This is a genomic window from Pseudomonas sp. MIL9 (genome assembly GCF_016887925.1).
Lineage (GTDB): Bacteria > Pseudomonadota > Gammaproteobacteria > Pseudomonadales > Pseudomonadaceae > Aquipseudomonas > Aquipseudomonas mohnii.
This window is the reverse complement of record NZ_JAFEHE010000002.1, coordinates 77856-94737: the sequence shown is the minus strand read 5'-3', so window position 1 is coordinate 94737 and position 16882 is coordinate 77856. Positions and strand designations below refer to the sequence as shown.

The 16882-nt window shown below is 60.1% G+C and carries 12 protein-coding genes; 6 read left to right on the top strand and 6 right to left on the bottom strand.

Features of this window, described 5'->3' with window-relative positions:
• Positions 1 to 37: 37 nt before the first annotated feature.
• Together JQF37_RS02465 and JQF37_RS02460 are read right to left on the bottom strand one after the other, a co-directional pair.
• The gene (locus JQF37_RS02465) at positions 38 to 1006 is read right to left on the bottom strand and encodes a glycine betaine ABC transporter substrate-binding protein (protein WP_130204282.1); all 969 of its coding nucleotides are present in this window, start codon (positions 1004 to 1006) and stop codon (positions 38 to 40) included.
• Between the two features lie 153 nt (positions 1007 to 1159).
• Positions 1160 to 1999 carry a hypothetical protein gene (locus JQF37_RS02460; RefSeq protein ID WP_130204281.1) on the bottom strand — a complete coding sequence of 280 codons (840 nt, stop codon included), beginning with the start codon at positions 1997 to 1999 and terminating at the stop codon, positions 1160 to 1162.
• A gap of 111 nt (positions 2000 to 2110) precedes the next feature.
• Between JQF37_RS02460 and JQF37_RS02455 the strand changes: the two genes are divergently transcribed.
• From JQF37_RS02455 to JQF37_RS02435, 5 genes are all read left to right on the top strand, one after another.
• Positions 2111 to 3022: a LysR family transcriptional regulator gene (locus JQF37_RS02455; RefSeq protein ID WP_130204280.1), complete on the top strand. Its 912-nt coding sequence runs from the start codon at positions 2111 to 2113 to the stop codon at positions 3020 to 3022.
• A gap of 150 nt (positions 3023 to 3172) precedes the next feature.
• The gene (locus JQF37_RS02450; RefSeq protein WP_130204279.1) at positions 3173 to 3613 is read left to right on the top strand and encodes a TspO/MBR family protein; all 441 of its coding nucleotides are present in this window, start codon (positions 3173 to 3175) and stop codon (positions 3611 to 3613) included.
• Between the two features lie 335 nt (positions 3614 to 3948).
• Complete coding sequence (locus tag JQF37_RS02445; RefSeq protein WP_130204407.1) at positions 3949 to 5025, top strand: efflux RND transporter periplasmic adaptor subunit; 1077 nt, start codon at positions 3949 to 3951, stop codon at positions 5023 to 5025.
• Entirely contained in the window at positions 5022 to 8231 is a 3210-nt protein-coding gene (locus tag JQF37_RS02440) for a multidrug efflux RND transporter permease subunit (protein ID WP_130204278.1), read from the top strand. Before JQF37_RS02445 ends, JQF37_RS02440 begins: the two co-directional genes overlap by 4 nt.
• A 1-nt stretch (position 8232) precedes the next feature.
• Positions 8233 to 9669, top strand: a complete 1437-nt coding sequence (locus JQF37_RS02435; protein ID WP_130204277.1) for an efflux transporter outer membrane subunit — start codon at positions 8233 to 8235, stop codon at positions 9667 to 9669.
• Between the two features lie 39 nt (positions 9670 to 9708).
• Here the strand turns inward: JQF37_RS02435 and sulP are convergent, their stop codons facing one another.
• The 3 genes from sulP to JQF37_RS02420 form a co-directional block, all read right to left on the bottom strand.
• A complete protein-coding gene (gene sulP, locus JQF37_RS02430) occupies positions 9709 to 11493 on the bottom strand; it encodes a sulfate permease (protein WP_130204276.1) in 1785 nt (594 codons plus the stop codon).
• 48 nt (positions 11494 to 11541) lie between these two features.
• The gene (gene ppk2 / locus JQF37_RS02425) at positions 11542 to 12363 is read right to left on the bottom strand and encodes a polyphosphate kinase 2 (RefSeq protein ID WP_130204275.1); all 822 of its coding nucleotides are present in this window, start codon (positions 12361 to 12363) and stop codon (positions 11542 to 11544) included.
• A gap of 88 nt (positions 12364 to 12451) precedes the next feature.
• Positions 12452 to 13114, bottom strand: coding sequence for a hypothetical protein (locus JQF37_RS02420; RefSeq protein ID WP_130204274.1), 663 nt, complete (start codon positions 13112 to 13114; stop codon positions 12452 to 12454).
• Positions 13115 to 13433: 319 nt separating this feature from the next.
• Between JQF37_RS02420 and JQF37_RS02415 the strand changes: the two genes are divergently transcribed.
• Entirely contained in the window at positions 13434 to 15146 is a 1713-nt protein-coding gene (locus tag JQF37_RS02415; protein WP_130204273.1) for a monovalent cation:proton antiporter-2 (CPA2) family protein, read from the top strand.
• A 7-nt stretch (positions 15147 to 15153) separates the two neighbouring features.
• On the opposite strand, the gene arcD is transcribed toward JQF37_RS02415, so the two are convergent.
• Positions 15154 to 16581, bottom strand: a complete 1428-nt coding sequence (gene arcD, locus JQF37_RS02410) for an arginine-ornithine antiporter (protein WP_130204272.1) — start codon at positions 16579 to 16581, stop codon at positions 15154 to 15156.
• Positions 16582 to 16882 lie beyond the last annotated feature (301 nt).

The following is a 16882-nucleotide window of genomic DNA, read 5'->3' as shown; positions in this document are numbered from 1 at the left end:
CGTTATGGCTGGCGGGCGTCCTTGCCCTCATTACCGATTAAAGCGCCGCCTGGATTTTGCTGGCGACCGCGTCATCCACCCAGGCATGCCACACTTCGGGGTGTTCCTTGAGGAAGATTCGGGCCAGTTTGGGTGACTCGATGCGTTCCCTGGTCATCCTCGCCAGGTTCTGATTCAACAGTTCGATGGGGATATTGACCTTCTCCAGCACCGCCACCAGCTCGGGTGCCTGCTCATGGAAGGCTTTGGAGATGCCGACTTTGGTCACCACGTTTTTGTCGACACCCGGCTTCTCTTCCAGCCGTATTGCATCGATCTGTCCCATCAGCGGCGTCGGCGACCAGTAGTAGAACAGCACCGGTTCCCCGCGCTTATAGCTGGACAGTACTGCGGCATCCAGGGCAGCACCGGTTCCCGGACGGAAGTTGACGAAGGTGTTTTCAAGACCGTATTCCTTCAACATCTCCGTGTTTTCCTGTTCGCAGATCCAACCTGCCGGACAGTTGTAGAAGCGGCCTTTGGATGGTTCTTCCGCGTCGCGAAAAACCTCGGGGTATTTGCTCAGGTCAGCGACCGTCTTCAGGTCTGGCGCCCGTGCCGGCATATTGCGCTTTGCGTCCCCTTCGACCACATAACGCGGCACGTACCAGCCCTGAACGGCGCCGATGATCGGCGAGCCGATCGCCACGACCTTGCCGGCAGCCGCCGCCTTTTTCCAGACTTCACTACGCTCCATCCACTCTTCGCCGAATACCTGGATGTCGTTGCTGGCCAGAGCGGTCTCGAGAATGATGGTATTGCCGACCAACTCGTCGGTTGCACAGCCGTACCCTTCCTTGAGCACAATCTTCATGATGTCGGTGAGCAGCATCCCGCTCTCCCAGTTCAGACCGGCAAACTTCACCGACTTGCCCGAGTCGCACCACCCTGATGCCGGGCTTGAAGCACTGGCAACCAGTACGCCAAGGGTCAGTAACGAGGCCAGCAAGTTCTTCCTGTATTTCATGATCAGACGCTCCGAAATTATTATTGGGGGCAGCGAGCTGTTGCGTGCTGCACCTGCAAAACGAGACCCACTGTTCGAAGGTGGACAAGTGCCTGTGCATACACGTGAAGCGAAGAAGTGAATCGACTGTTTTTATTGTGAGTGCTGCTGAACTTAAACCAGCGGTTCTACCGACGTGCGTCCGTAGAACAATTTACGCGCATAGTCGCTGAACTCGACATTGGGCTGATCCACGTAGGCAAATACCGCGTTGAGCCTGAGCCTGTCCCCCACCACCGGCGTCACACGGTGCAGTGAATAACGGCCACGGAACAACGTCAGCGTTCCGGGCACCTGCGGCAGAACTTCTATCTTCTGGGTCGCGGGGTTGTCGAGGAATTGCCCGACCGCGTCATAGCAATCGTCGTTCTCGTTACGCAGCATGCGCACATACTCAAAATCGCCACCGGCAGTCGCCGCCTGAAGCGACAGCGTCACGCTGAAGTCTGAACGATCAAAGTGCCAACCCAACTGTTGCCCCGCCGAGAAACCTTGCAGATTAAGCGCCGCCAATGGATCTGCATGGCGATAGAGCACGTCCAGATTCAGTACATCGCGAATGAACGAAAGCAATTCGTCCGACTGGTAAATCTGCCGGATCAGATGGTCTGTCGGGATATCGGCGTAGGCGACCGTATCTTTCTCGGTGCTCATCAATCGTCGCAGCGGGTGCGTCGGTTCAACGCTGTCGTCCTGAGGCTTGAAATACACCGTGTGGCTTTCCCGGAAAGGGAACATGCGCGGGTGCAGCGCAAGGGTTTGATCCGCCATCGTGGCGACCACTTCATCGCGGACGAACCCCGGAAAGATCGCAACGCCTTCTTCGCCGAGCAGGGATTGGCTTCGGGTCACCAGCGCCTGATACGCCGGGTTGGTTCGATCGGTAATGGGATAACGCTCGAGGTCGACGATATCGCCCAGAGTGGCTGCAGGGGTTAAGGCAAGCTTTGTCATGTTGTTGTTCTCCGATGGGCTGTTGCTGAAACCAGATTGCACCGGAGCAAAAAACAAGTCACGCTCATTATTTTACGTAAATTTGTGAATTATTTTCAGGTCGCCTCCCCTATGAGACTCACTCTGGATCACCTCGTAATGCTGCAAACCCTGTCGGAAGTCGATTCAGTGACGGCCGTTGCCGAGCGCCTATGGCTGACGCCCTCCGCCGTCAGTCACCGCATACGCGAGGCGGAACGGCGACTGGGTGTGAGCCTGACAGAACGATCCGGAGGAAAACTAAGACTCAGCCCTGCCGGCGTGCGCCTGGAACGGGCCGCCAAGGACATCATCGCGATCCTGAACGAAGCCGAGTCCGAGGCCCGGTCCATGGCTGGAGGCGTTACAGCTTTTGTTCGTATGGGGGTCACCTCCTACGGACCGTTTCGCTGGATACCCAAATTCATCAAGCATTATTCAAACCTGCGGCCGGACATCGAAATCACACTGGTGACGGTGCCGCGCAACGACGTTTATGCGAGCTTGATGCAAGGTCGGCTTGATGTGTCCATCATCGATGACGGCATGGTGCCCAGCGGCGTCGCAAAGTTGCCGCTGTTCCGCGACGATTTGATTGCGATCATGGCCACCGACCATCCCCTTGCGGGAAGGAAAAATATCTACGCCGAAGACTTCAAGACCTACAACCTGGTCACCTACTCAACCGATCGCGCCAGTGGCTGGGAATATGATCGGTTCTTCGCCCCCGCCAGCATCTTGCCGCGGCGCATGATCACCGTGGAGTTGATCGAAGCCATCGTCGAACTGGTTCGTTCAGGGTACGGAATCAGCATACTGCAACGGGATTTGGTGACCCCCAGCCTGGAGCGCGGGGAGCTGGCATGGGCGGCCCTGAATGACGGCCTCGACATCGCCTGGAACGCCATCGTTCGCCCCTCCGAGCGGGAAGACAGTGAGGTCAACAAAATGGTTACGGAACTGAGCACCTGGATTAAAGATGCTGGAAATCCTGAACTACGCTAATCCCGGCCAGGGCGCATACACCGGGAAAAGCAGCGATCCGGGAAATGTCATCCCTCGACCCAAACTTTTCGCTTCGCCGAGCGTCTTTTCTTTAAGAACGCCGACCTGGCTTTGTAACCCCGGACAACTGACCTCAATCAAGGACTGGTGATGACCTTTTTCATTTTTCTTCTCGCCTGCGCTGCTGCCGCCACCACCGGCCTGCTGTTCAAACCGGGTCCGTGGTACGAGTCTCTCGTCAAACCCGGCTTCACACCGCCCAATTGGGTGTTTCCCGTCGCCTGGTCGTCGATCTATCTGCTCCTCGCCTGGGCCGGATACCGGTTGACCCTGATACCCGGAAGTCAGGCGGTGCTGGCTTTATGGGCGGCGCAGATCGCACTTAATACACTCTGGACACCGGTGTTCTTCGGCGCTCATCGCCTCTTCGCCGCCATGCTGATCCTGGCACTGCTCTGGCTGGTCGTCGCGGCAATGGTGTTGATGGCATTGCGGCTTGACGTCATCACTGGCCTGATCCTCTTTCCTTACCTTGCCTGGCTGTGTGTAGCGGCTGCGTTGAATTTTTCCATCTGGCGCAATAACCGCTGACGGTGAATTGCGAACGTCCGGATGACCCGATCCTCTCGTTCAAGTACGCGTAAAGCCGGTGGTGTCATGCTTACCGGCTCGTCAAAAAGCGCTCCTCAGTAGAACATCACAATCACCGTTTTTTTTTGAATCAAAAACGCCCCTCGCCACTGGTATCCAAAGCAATGCTAGCTACGCTTGCTTCATCGACCTGAGGGAGCATTGGTATGGGTGGCGTGAAATTTTCCAGCGTTTTCGGCCTGCCAGTTGCCAGTCTGCTGGGGATTTGCGTCCTGTTTGCCGGCTGCGGAAAGGAACCGGTTTCCCCGGCGCGCAAGCCGCCTGAAGTAACGGTCATGACGGTCACCGCCCGCGACACGCCAGTGACCTTCGAATTCGTCGCCCAGACCCAGAGTTCCCGAGAGGTGGAAATCCGTGCTCGCGTCGCCGGATTCCTGGATAAGCGGCTGTACACCGAAGGCGATCTGGTGAAAGCCGGGCAGACACTGTTCCAGATGGACCGTAAACCCTTTGAGGCCGCGCTGGTGTCGGCCCAGGGTCAACTGGCCCAGCAACAGGCCCGCTGGGAGGTGGCCAAGGCTACGCTGGCCCGGGTCAAGCCACTGGCGGCGCAGAATGCAGTCAGCAAGATGGACCTGGACAATGCCGTGGGCAACGAGCGTGAAACCCGTGCTGCCGTGCTGGCCGCAGAGGGTACTGTGCGTACCGAACAGTTGAACCTCAGTTACACCACCATCGCCTCGCCCCTCAACGGGCTTTCCAGCTATGCCAAGAAGCAGGAAGGCAGCTATGTGACGCCAGGCGAGTCGGGGTTGCTGACGTCGGTGTCACAGATGGACCCGATGTACGTCAATTTCAGCCTCTCGGAAAACGAAACACTGAAGTACCGCGACGAAATCGCCGCCGGCCATCTCATTTTCCCGCCGCGCAGTGAATTTATCGTTGAGGTAGTCCTGGCGGACGGCACCGTGTTCCCCAACAAGGGCAAGTTGAATTTTCTGGCGCCTTCCTATAGCCAGGGCACCGGCACCTTCCTGGTTCGCGCAGTGCTCGCCAACCCTGATGGCCTGCTCCGCCCCGGTCAGTTTGTGCGGGCCCTGGCCAAAGGCGCGTCCCGGCCCAATGCCATTCTTGTACCGCAAAAGGCCGTGCTCGAAGGTGCCAGAAGTCACTTCGTATGGGTCCTCAATGCCGAAGGCAAACCCGAGCAACGGGTGGTTGAAGTGGGTGACTGGCAGGGTGACAACTGGTTCATCAACAAGGGCCTGCGGGCCGGCGAGCGCATCGTGGTCGATGGCGCGATCAGGGTCACGCCAGGCGGGCCATTGAATATTGTCGATGCGCCTGGCGCCGCTTCCACAGGCGCCGCCGACGGGCAACCGGCAAAAGCCAATGGCGGGAAAAGCCAATGAGCATTTCTCACTATTGCATCGATCGGCCCATCTTCGCCTCGGTGATTTCCATCATCATCACCCTGGCCGGTGCAGTGGCCATGCTCAAGCTGCCCATCGCGCAGTACCCGGACATCACGCCGCCACAGATTACGGTGGCCGCGACATACCCCGGGGCCGATGCACAGGTCGTGGCCAATAACGTGGCCGCGCCCATCGAGCAGCAGGTCAACGGCGCCGACAACATGATCTACATGAACTCGTCGAGCTCCGCGACGGGCAACATGACCCTCAACGTTTTCTTCGAAATCGGCACCGATCCGTCCCTGGCCCAGGTCGACGTGCAGAACCGGGTCAACCTGGCCTTGCCGCAACTGCCCTCTGCCGTGCAGAGCCAGGGCATCCAGGTACAGAAAAAATCCTCGGCGTTCATGATGGTGCTTGCCGTGTATTCCGCCGGCGACCGCTATGACAGCACCTACGTCGCCAACTACGCCAACCTCTATATCCTCGATGCGATCAAGCGGATTCCGGGGGCGAACCAGGCCAGCATCTTCGGCACGCCGGACTACGCCATGCGGATCTGGCTCAAGCCTGACCGCATGGCCCAGCTGGGCATCACCGCTGCCGATGTGCAGAAAGCCGTCGCCAATCAGAACCAGCAGTTCGCCGTGGGCCGGGTTGGCCAGTCGCCAACGGGGCAAGCCGTCGAGCAGTCGTTTGCCGTCACCACCAAGGGACGCCTGACCGAACCTTCGGAGTTCGAAAACATTATCTTGCGCGCCAGCAATAACGGCGCAGCCATCGTTCGACTCAAGGACGTCGGCCGCGCCGAGCTCGGGCAAAAAGACTATTCCCTGCGCAGCACCTATCAGGGTCGGCCGGCGACGCTGATTGCCGTGTATCAGCAACCCGGCGCCAACGCCCTCGACGTTTCCGCGGCGGTGACCAAGACCCTGTCGGACATGAAGGCCACGTTTCCCGAGGGCATCGAGTACAAGATCGTGATGGACACCACGGCCTTTACCCGTGCTTCGATTTCCGAGGTGATCCACACCTTCTTCGAAGCCCTGGTGCTGGTGGTCATCGTGGTCTACATCTTCCTGCAGAGCCTGCGAGCCACGCTGATTCCGGTGCTGGCGGTGCCGGTGTCGATCGTCGGCACGTTCATCGGCATGTCCGCCCTCGGGTTTTCGGTGAACATGCTGACGCTGTTCGGCATGGTGCTGGCCATCGGTATCGTGGTCGACGACGCGATCGTGGTGATCGAAAACGTCGAGCGCAACATGCATGTTCACAAGATGACGCCCAAGGACGCAGCCAAACGGGCGATGGATGAAGTGGCAGGCCCGGTGGTGGCCATCGTGCTGGTGCTGTGCGCGGTGTTTATTCCGGTGGCCTTCATGGGCGGTATCACCGGTCAGCTCTACAAACAGTTCGCGATCACCATCGCCATTTCCGTGGTGATTTCCGGCCTGGTCGCCCTGACCCTGTCCCCCGCCCTGGCCTCCCTTTTGCTCAAACCGCAGCACGGCGACAAGAACGCCTTTTTCCGCTGGTTCGAACGCAACTTCGAGCGCATGACCGAGGGCTATTCACGCTCGGTGGCCTTCATGATCAAGCGCTTCGTCCTGGCGTTGCTGCTCTTTGCCGGGATGATCGTGCTGATCCTGTTGATGGCAGAGCGCATCCCCAGTGCGTTCCTGCCACCGGAGGACCAGGGCTACTTGCTTGGCGCGGTGATCATGCCCGACGCCGCCAGCCTGGATCGCACCGGTGAAGTGGGCAAAGTGGCCAGTGACTTCTTCATGAACGACGAGGCGGTCGAAGGCGTTGCCATTGTGAACGGCTACAGCCTGCTGGATGGCCAGAACAAGAATAACGCGGGTGCGTTTTTCGTCGGTTTCAAGGATTTCGAGGAGCGTTACAAGGACTCCGAAACCATCAAGGCACAAAGCGCCCCGGCGGTGATCCAGAAGGCCGCGCGGGCGTTTTCCACGGTTCAGGGCGGGATCATCCTGCCGGTCAACCCACCGTCCATTCCCGGGCTGGGCACCACCGGCGGCATGGAGGTCTGGGTTCAAAGCAAGGGCGACGGTAACGTCGATCAACTGGCGGAAATGGTGGGCAGTCTGCTGGCGAAGGCCAAGGAACGTCCGGAACTCGGCGCCATCACCTCCACCTTCAACGTGTTTTCCCGCCAGTTGATGGTCGATGTCGACCGGGAAAAAGCGGAATCCCTCGGGGTGCCGGTGGAGGATGTCTACAGCGCCATGCAGACCATGTTCGGCTCGCTGTACGTGTCCCAGTTCAACAAGTTCAGTCGCCTGTGGCAGGTGATTTTGCAGGCCGAACCGGCCTATCGCTTGAAAGCCGAGGACCTGCAGGAGATCTTCGTGCGCAGCAAGAACCTGGACATGGTGCCGCTCAAGGCCGTGCTGACCACCCGCTACGTCACCGGCCCCGACCTGCTGACCCGTTTCAACAACTTCCCGGCGGTCAAACTCACGGCGAACCCCGCACCCGGTTATAGCTCCGGCCAGGCGCTCAAGGCCCTGGAAGAGATCAGCGCCGAAATCATGACCAACGACTACTCGCTGGCCTTGAGCGGCGAGGCGTTCGAGGAGAAAAAGAGCGGCGGTGCCTCTTCCCAGGTGTTCATCTTCGGCCTGGTGATGGTGTTCCTGATCCTCGCCGCGCAGTACGAAAAATGGTCGCTGCCTGTCGGTGTACTGCTGGCGGTGCCTTTTGCCTTGTTCGGTGCTCTGCTCGCCGTCCTCCTTCGGGGCTTGAGCAACGACGTGTACTTCCAGATCGGACTGACCATGCTGGTGGCGCTGGCCGCCAAGAACGCCATCCTGATTTTCGAGTTTGCGGTGCTGAACCGGGAAAACGGCATGTCGGCCTACGACGCCGCCATGACTGCCGCTAAAGAACGTCTGCGCCCTATCGTGATGACGTCCCTGGCGTTCATCCTCGGCTGCGTTCCGCTGGCCATTGCCGTCGGCGCCTCCGAAAACAGTCGCCACTCCATCGGCACCGGGGTGATCGGCGGCATGCTGGCGGCGACGGTGATCGCGATCTTCTTCATCCCCCTCTTCTATTACCTGGTGGAACGAATGTTCGGGGAGAAGGACGCCGTGCAAAAACCTGCCAAACCGGCTGCACTGACACAGGCTCCGCAGCTTCCCGACGGCGCGGCACAAAACAGACATGAGGGGGATTGAAATGCGTAAGCCCCCTTTCCCACTGTTGTTGTGCCTGGGCCTGGCGGGTTGCATGGTGGGACCTGACTACCAGCACCCGAATATCGATACCCCCGCGGCCTACCGTTACGCGGACAAGGAAGCGAAGAATCTATCGAACACGCTGTGGTGGGAGCAGTTCCAGGACCCGGTCCTGAATGATCTGATCCGCACCGCGCTGCTCGAAAACAAGGACATCAAGATTGCCGCTGCGCGAGTCGAGGAATTCCAGGGTCGTTACGGCCAGACCCGCTCACTGCTGTTTCCACAAGTCGGGCTGGGCGCCCAGGGTCAGCGGTCCCGCTCACAGCGAGACAATGGGCCGGTGCCGCTCGATCCGTCGGTGGATCCGGTGTTCAACAACTACCAGGCGATTCTCAGCGTGAACTGGGAACTGGATATCTGGGGCCGTTTGCGCCGCCTCGACGAATCCGCCCGTGCCGATCTGCTGGCGTCGGAAGAAGGCCGTCGAAGCGTCATATTGAGCCTGGTGGCCTCGGTAGCGTCGAGTTACGTGACCCTGCGCGATCTCGACCGCGAGCTGGAAATCGCCCGCACGACCGCCAAGGCGCGCGGTGAATCCTACGAAATATTCAAGCTGCGCTACGGTGCCGGCACCATTTCCGAAATGGAATTGGCGCAGAACCAGTCCGAATACGAGCGCACCCAGGCGTCGGTTGCGCAATTCGAACCCCTGGTCGCACAACAGGAAAACGCCCTGGCCGTGCTGCTCGGACGCAACCCGGGGCCGATCATCCGCGGGCGTGACCTGGCCCAACTGAATCTGCCAACGGTGCCGGCCGGCTTACCGTCGGATTTGCTCGAGCGGCGACCTGATTTGCGTCAGGCCGAGCTGAACCTAATCTCGGCCAATGCCCAGATCGGCGCTGCCAAGGCCCAGTACTTCCCGACCATTTCCCTGACCGGGCTGTTGGGCTCTGCCAGCAGCCAGCTGTCAAACCTGTTCACCGGGCCCGCTTCCACCTGGTCCTATGGTGTTGCGGCGAGCATGCCGATCTTCACCGCCGGCGGTATCGCCGGGCAGGTGCAACAAGCCGAAGCCTTCCAACAACAAGCGCTGCTGATCTACCAACAGTCGATTCAATCGGCGTTCAGGGACGTGGAAAATGCCTTGGTCGCGTCGAGCAAGTCCAGAGAACAGATGGCCTACCAGGCCAGGCAGGTCGAGGCACTGAGCACCTATGCCCACTACGCACGGTTGCGCTACGACAACGGCTACACCAGCTACATCGAAGTGCTGGACGCCGAGCGCAGCCTGTTTGACGCCGAATTGAACTACACCCGCACCCGTGGCTCGGTGTTCACCAGCATGATTGATCTGTACAAGGCAACCGGCGGCGGCTGGGTGAATCAGGCAGACAAACTGACCGTTACCGATGTGCCGAAAACGCAACCATGATTAAACCGCCAGGGCCCGCCCTATCGCCATCGTGATGGCTTACTCGAGATCCAGGTCATTTCCCTCCCGATGCTCTACGGGATAGCGTTGGAGGTAGTTGCTGACGGCCGAGCCCACCGTCGGGAAGAACGCCGCCTCGCCAAACTTCGCGAGAAGTCCGAATCGCTTCAGCTTGTCCTTGACCGGGTCCTTCATTTCCGCCACGCACAATTCGATGCCGGCTTCGTGCAAGGTCTGGTGCAGCTCGGCGAGCATGTCGGCGGAGGTCACATCGACACTGGTCACCGGCTCTGCCGCCACGACCAGCCAACGCACGGGCGTCGGGGATGCGGCCACGGCGTCCAGCACGCGGTCACTGAACAGCTCGGCATTGGCGAAAAACAACGGTGCGTCCCAGCGAAACAACACCAGCCCGGACAGCATACGCGCGCCGGGATAACGCTTGATGTCGTGAAAGCCTTGCACGCCTTCGGCGCGTCCCAGAATGGCAGAGTACGGGCGCCAGGCGTCCCACAGGAACTCGATGACCGCAATGACGATCGCCAGGCCGATGCCCTCGATCGCGCCAAACACGGCCACCCCGACCGTACAGACTATCGAGAGCCAGAATTCCCATTGCTGAATGCGATAAATTCGTCGCAGGTCGGTGACCTCGATCAGGCCAATCGCCGAGGCAATCACCACCGCCGCCAGCGCACTGGTCGGCAGGTTGTGCAGCAGGTCCGGCGCCACCATCAGCAACACGGCGACCGCCAGCGCGCCGACGACGCCGGCCAGCTGGGTTCTGGCCCCCGCCGCTTCGGCCACGGGGGTGCGCGATGAACTGCTGCTGATCGGGAAGCCTTGAAACAACCCACCCGCCAGATTGGCGACGCCGAGCCCCACCATTTCCTGGTTCGGGTCGACATAGGAACGGGTGCGCGCCGCATACACGCGGGAAAGCACACTGGTGTCGGCGAACGACACGAGGGCGACGGCGCAACCGCCGATGATCACCGGGACGATATCGTCAGTGGTGATCCACGGAATGGCGAATGCCGGCAAGCCTTGCGGCAGTGAGCCGAGGATCGCGACGTTGTGCGTCGCCAGGTCCAGCAAACCAACGGCAACGGTGGCGCCCGCCACCGCAATCAGGATGCCCGGCACACGCTTTTTGTCTTTGAGCAGCAGGATCACCGCCAGGGTGGCGGCGCCAATCGCAAACGTGACCCAGTTGGTCTTTCCATTCATCACGGCGGTTGCGATGGCCCAGAGGTTTCGCAGAGGGCCGTCCGACTCGATCGAAAAACCGAAAAACTTCGGTAGCTGACTGATCAATACCGTCAACGCGATCCCGTTCATGTACCCATAGCGAATGGGTTTGGACAACAGCTCCGTGACGAAACCCAGCCGCGCCACACCGGCCAGGATGCATACCGTCCCCGAGACGATCGCCATCATGCCCGCCAGGGCGATCGCGCGCTGCGGGTCGCCGCCTGACAATGGCAGGACCACGGCGAGGATCACCGCCGCCAGCGAGGAATCGGGCCCCAGTACCAGAATCCGGCTGGGCCCGAACAGCGCATAGGCGAGTAGCGGCACGATGGTCGCGTAGAGACCATAGATACCGGGGACCCCCGATGCCACCGCATAAGCGATACCGACCGGCACCAGCATGGTCGTGAGCACCAGGCCGGCGACGATATCGTGCTGCAGCCAGGCAGCCTTGTAGCTGCGCAGCACTCGCAGGCCCGGCAACCAGCGGCTCCAGCCAGGTTGGTCCGCGCCTGTTTCCTTGCGCGCAATCCGCCCCGGCTCGGGTGGCGTCGTATCCGATTGATTCATGGGACTTCAGCCCTCTGGCGATGGCGCAGGTTCGCGCGGACGTACCGGTCAGAATTTTTGCGGGATTTTCCTGTAGGGATAATCCGGTTCGCGATAGCCATCAGGCTTCTGCCGCTTGGGCAACTTCACCTTCTCGCGCGGGACACTCTTGTAGGGTATGCGGCTGAGCAGGTCGGTGATGATGTTGAGGCGCGCCCGGCGCTTGTCGTTCGAATTCGCAACCAGCCAAGGTGCAAATTCGGTATCGGTTGCCTTGAACATCTCATCACGGGCGCGCGAGTAGTCGTACCAGCGACTGTAGGACTTGAGATCCATGGGGGAAAGCTTCCAGATTTTGCGTCCGTCCTGGATACGCGCCTCGAGCCGACGGGTCTGCTCTTGCTCACTGACCTCCAGCCAATACTTGAGCAGGATGACACCCGAGTTGACGATCGCATGCTCCACCAAGGGCAGCGATTTCAGGAAATTTTTCACCTGCTCTTCGCTGCAGAATCCCATTACCCGCTCGACGCCCGCACGGTTGTACCAACTGCGATCGAAGATCACCACTTCACCGGCCGCGGGCAGGTGCGGCAGGTAGCGCTGCACATACATCTGGCTTTTTTCACGGTCGGTCGGTGCCGGCAAGGCCACCACCCGAAAGACCCTGGGGCTGACGCGCTCGGTCAGCGCCTTGATCGTTCCGCCCTTGCCGGCCCCGTCGCGCCCCTCGAAGACGATACAGACCTTGATGCCCTTTGCCAGGACCCACTCCTGAAGCTTGACCAGTTCGATATGCAACAGGCGCAATTGCGCCAGATACGCTTTGTTTGTCAGTTTCGGGCTTTCAGCGGAAGTGCCCTTGGAGCTGCCTTTTTTATCCTTTGCCATGTTCAAGACCTCACGAAGAAGAGTCACTGACTTACAAAAGTTCACCCCGACAGGAGCGCCTGCCGGGACCTGAAAAATGCCTGGCCGCTTACCCGCCGAGCGCAATGATTGCGCAGATCAGCAAGGCACCGGTGATTGTCAGTGCAGTCGCGCCTTGCCATGGCCTGGCGCCTGCGTAACGCGCCAGAACCCAGCCCGCCGCAAAGAGCACCACCAGTCCGACCAGGTTGGACACCCGCACCGCCAGCCTCGTCTGTTCGAGCAACAGAAACGGGATCACCAGTGGAAACGTCGAGAGCACCACCAGCAGGAACACACCGAGAGCGCCCTTGAAGTCATTCAGGCCAAGTCGCGGCGGTGCAGGCATGGCGGGAGTCTCGGCCAGGCGTCGGCGCAACAATTCCAGGCCGTCGGCACCGGCCGCTGTCGCCAGGCGTGGCGGTAGTGCGTCGGCAATGAGCGCCTGCCCGGTGGCCGCATCCGCGTCGCTGCACAGCTTTTTCAATAGCGTGCGACTGCGGGTATGTTCAATCAGCGTTCGCAGCAGATACATCACAGCATCCGCGAGTCCCCAGGCGAGGTTGCAACCGAGCGCGGCAATCATCATCACGCGTTCCGCCTCCTGGTCTGCCGCGACCACGCTGATCGTTCCCGTGAAGGTCATGGCCATGAGCAGACCGAAGATCACTTCCGTAACTCGCTCGACAGGATCGAGCACACGTGAGGACTTATGTTCTGCGGCGCTTTGCATGCTTCCAGCCTTGGCAGATTTCTCGCCTGTGGATGCCCTGCGATTCAGGTTCGCGGGCCTGTGCGGGCGCCGGCCTTGTAACAGTCCGTTTCCAGCCCCCTGTGAGTGTAGTTTGAATCGATATGGCTGCCGCACTGGTGCGAGCAAACCCCGTCGGCTTTTTTGCGCGGACTACACTCCCTGCGTAAAGACACGCTGGCCAGGCGTTATCCGCCATGGCCGATTCAAAGAATCAGGACCGAACCTGACATCGACCATTCGCCTTGAGCCTCACTGGCGCGGCATTCGTGGCCGCACCTTGCACCATCACGGAGTCTCTATGTTCGTCAGTCTGATCATCATCCTCACCTCCTCGCTGGTCGTCATTTCCCTGTTCTATCGCCTGCGATTGCCACCGGTGCTGGGTTATCTCTTTGTGGGCCTGATCGTCGGCCCCAAGGCATTCGGCTGGGTGGATGACAGTGAAGCGCTGCCGCTGCTCGCCGAACTGGGCGTGGTGTTTTTGCTGTTCTCGCTCGGGCTGGAGTTTTCCCTGTCGAAAATGATCGCGCTGCGCCAGGTTGTCTTTGGCCTGGGCAGCCTTCAAGTGCTGGTGTCCGGGGCGGTGCTGGGCGCATTGCTGATGCTCGCCGGCGTGCCGACCACGCCTGCACTGTTACTCGGTGGCGGCCTGGCGCTGTCTTCCACGGCCATTGTCAGCAAGGAGCTGACCAGCCTCGGCGAAATCTTCAGCAGCCACGGCCAGAACGCCATCGGCGTTTTGCTGTTCCAGGACGTGGTCGCGGTGTTGTTGCTGACCCTGGTGCCGGTGTTCGCCGGCAACAGCGATCAAGCCTGGTACTGGGCGCTGCCCCTGACCCTGGGAAAAACCGTGGTGTTGTTCGTCGGGCTGTCCCTGCTCAGTCGCTGGGTATTGCCGCGCCTGTTCCATGAAGTCGCGGCGGCACGCTCGGCGGAACTGTTCGTCTTGCTGGCCCTGGTGATCGTCCTGCTGACCGCCGGGCTGACGCACCTGATCGGTCTCTCCCCTGCCCTGGGCGCATTTCTCGCCGGCATGTTGCTGGGGGAAAGCCACTACCGGCACCAGATCGAGGCCGATCTGCGGCCGTTTCGCGACATACTGCTCGGCGTGTTTTTCATCAGCATCGGCATGCTGATCGACTTGCGCCTGTTCGCCAGTCACGGCCTGGTGATCCTCGGGCTGACCCTGGCGTTGTTGTTGATCAAGGGCAGCGTGGTCGCGCTGTTGGTCAAATTCCGGGGCAGCGACCGGGAGACCGCGTGGCGTAGCGGCCTGGCCCTGGCCCAGGGCGGCGAATTCTGCTTTGCATTGATGGCGCAGATGCAGCAAAACGACCTGATGCCCGCCGGGCTCGGCAGCTTGCTGCTGGCGGCGACCTTCTGCTCGATGGTGGTCACCCCGTCTTTGCTGCGCGCCGCACCCTGGATTGCCGCACATCTGCACCGCAAACCCAATGAAGAAGTGAAGCTGGAGGAAATCAGTGCGCTCAACGCCGAGGTGCAGGGCCATGTGGTGATTTGTGGTTACGGTCGCGTGGGGCAATCCATCGGGCGCATCCTGCACAAGGCCCGGCAGCCCTACATCGCCCTCGATAATGACCCGGTCCGGGTGCGGGAAGCCGCCGTGGCCGAAAGCGCTGTGCATTACGGCGACTCTCATCGTGGCGAGCTACTCGTCGCCGTGGGCCTGGAGCGTGCCAGCCTGGTGGTCATAGCCGTCGACAAAGCCGAGGTTGCCCTGCAGGTGGTGAAGGAGGCGCGCCGCATCAATCCGGACGTGCCGATCCTGGTGCGTACGCGGGACGACAGCCAGAGTCCCGAGTTGAAAGCGGCCGGTGCCAGCGAAGTGGTGCCCGAGTTACTCGAGTCCAGCCTGATGCTCGCCTCCCATGCCCTGATCATGCTGGGCTTCCCTGAGCGCCAGGTCCTCGACCGTATCGCTCAGGTACGACATGACCGCTATCGCCTGCTGCATGGGTTCTATCCCGGTGCCGAAGACGAGGAGCTTTGAACACGCCTCATAACGACAGAAAACCGCTGTACAACCCATATCCCGCCAGGCCGGCGCCGGAGATGACACAGGTAAAAATGCCCTTCTCGAAATGGGTGAACAAAGGTTCACCCTGCTCGTGCTTGGCCTTGGCGAACAAGATCACCCCCGGTGCATACAGCAACGCCGAGAGCAGCAGGTATTTCACGCCCCCGGCATACAGCAGCCACACCGCATAACTCAACGCGATGCCGCCGATCAACAGATCCTTGGTCCGCTCCGCCGAGGCATGTTCATAGGTTTCCCCGCGCCCGCTCAACAGCACCGCATAGGCCGCCGACCACAGGTAAGGCACCAGAATCATCGAAGACGCGAGGTAGATCAGGCTGGTGTAGGTCCCTGCGGAAAACAGCGTGATCAGCAAGAAAATCTGGATCATCGAATTGGTCAGCCACAAAGCGTTGACCGGTACATGGTTGGCGTTCTCCCGGGTCAGGAACGCCGGCATGGTCTTGTCTTTGGCGGTGGCAAAGAGGATTTCCGCGCACAGCAATGCCCAGGACAACAAGGCCCCAAGCAATGAGATCGCCAGGCCGACGCTGATCAGTACCGCCCCCCAATGCCCCACCACGTGCTCCAGAACAGCGGCCAGCGACGGGTTCTGCAACGTCGCCAGTTCAGGTTGGCTCATGATCCCGAGCGACAACACGTTCACCAATACCAGCAGCGCCAGGACACCGAGGAAGCCGATCACCGTCGCCCGCCCGACATCCGCACGTTTCTCTGCCCTGGCCGAATAGATGCTGGCGCCTTCAATGCCGATGAACACGAACACCGTCACCAGCATCATGTTGCGCACCTGCTCCATCACCCCGCCGAAGTCCGGATTGCTCTTGCCCCAAATGTCGCGAGTAAAGACTTCGGCCTTGAACGCCACGGCGGCAATCACAATGAACATGATCAGCGGCACGATCTTGGCCACGGTGGTCAACTGGTTGATGAACGCCGCTTCCTTGATCCCGCGCATCACCAGAAAGTGCACCGCCCACAGCAGCACCGAGGCGCAGCCGATCGCGATCGGTGTATTGCCCTGGCCAAATACCGGAAAAAAATAACCGAGGGTGCTGAACAGCAACACGAAATAGCCGACGTTGCCCAGCCAGGCACTGATCCAGTATCCCCAGGCCGAGGAAAACCCCATGTAGTCGCCGAACCCGGCCTTGGCGTAGGCATACACCCCGGAATTCAGCTCCGGCTTGCGATTGGCCAGGGTCTGGAACACGAAGGCCAGGGTCAACATGCCCACGGCGGTAATTGCCCAGCCAATCAACACCGCACCGGCATGGGCGCGTTCTGCCATGTTCTGAGGCAGAGAGAAAATGCCGCCACCAATCATCGAGCCCACCACCAGGGCGATCAATGCACTCAGTCGAAGCTTTTGCGTCGGTTGCGACATTCCTGGGTCTCCATGTATTTCCCGATGCGGCGGGGCTCTGGCACAGCCATCAAACCGTCACTTGGTTGGCATTAACTAAATGGCTAGAGCGTAATTACGTTTATTAAATAACGCCAAATCGGGGACCCGTTTATTTATAGCCGATCAGAATATAGGCGCCTTGCTAAGAACACTTGGGTTGAATGAAACCGTTAATCCACAAGCGCTACTGCAATCGGGCGTCGAAAATTTGCGGAAACCCAAAAACGAACTAGCGTAAAAACTCAAAGCAATACCGGGTATTGCCGTTTGTTCTGTCCAA

What these genes read in the sequence shown, in the direction of transcription:
- arcD (WP_130204272.1), bottom strand. Translation starts at nt 16,581, where the DNA reads ATGTCGCAACCGACGCAAAAGCTTCGACTGAGTGCATTGATCGCCCTG.
- JQF37_RS02415 (WP_130204273.1), top strand. Translation starts at nt 13,434, where the DNA reads ATGTTCGTCAGTCTGATCATCATCCTCACCTCCTCGCTGGTCGTCATT.
- ppk2 (WP_130204275.1), bottom strand. Translation starts at nt 12,363, where the DNA reads ATGGCAAAGGATAAAAAAGGCAGCTCCAAGGGCACTTCCGCTGAAAGC.
- JQF37_RS02465 (WP_130204282.1), bottom strand. Translation starts at nt 1,006, where the DNA reads ATGAAATACAGGAAGAACTTGCTGGCCTCGTTACTGACCCTTGGCGTA.
- JQF37_RS02440 (WP_130204278.1), top strand. Translation starts at nt 5,022, where the DNA reads ATGAGCATTTCTCACTATTGCATCGATCGGCCCATCTTCGCCTCGGTG.
- JQF37_RS02420 (WP_130204274.1), bottom strand. Translation starts at nt 13,114, where the DNA reads ATGCAAAGCGCCGCAGAACATAAGTCCTCACGTGTGCTCGATCCTGTC.
- JQF37_RS02460 (WP_130204281.1), bottom strand. Translation starts at nt 1,999, where the DNA reads ATGACAAAGCTTGCCTTAACCCCTGCAGCCACTCTGGGCGATATCGTC.
- JQF37_RS02445 (WP_130204407.1), top strand. Translation starts at nt 3,949, where the DNA reads ATGACGGTCACCGCCCGCGACACGCCAGTGACCTTCGAATTCGTCGCC.
- JQF37_RS02435 (WP_130204277.1), top strand. Translation starts at nt 8,233, where the DNA reads ATGCGTAAGCCCCCTTTCCCACTGTTGTTGTGCCTGGGCCTGGCGGGT.
- sulP (WP_130204276.1), bottom strand. Translation starts at nt 11,493, where the DNA reads ATGAATCAATCGGATACGACGCCACCCGAGCCGGGGCGGATTGCGCGC.
- JQF37_RS02455 (WP_130204280.1), top strand. Translation starts at nt 2,111, where the DNA reads ATGAGACTCACTCTGGATCACCTCGTAATGCTGCAAACCCTGTCGGAA.
- JQF37_RS02450 (WP_130204279.1), top strand. Translation starts at nt 3,173, where the DNA reads ATGACCTTTTTCATTTTTCTTCTCGCCTGCGCTGCTGCCGCCACCACC.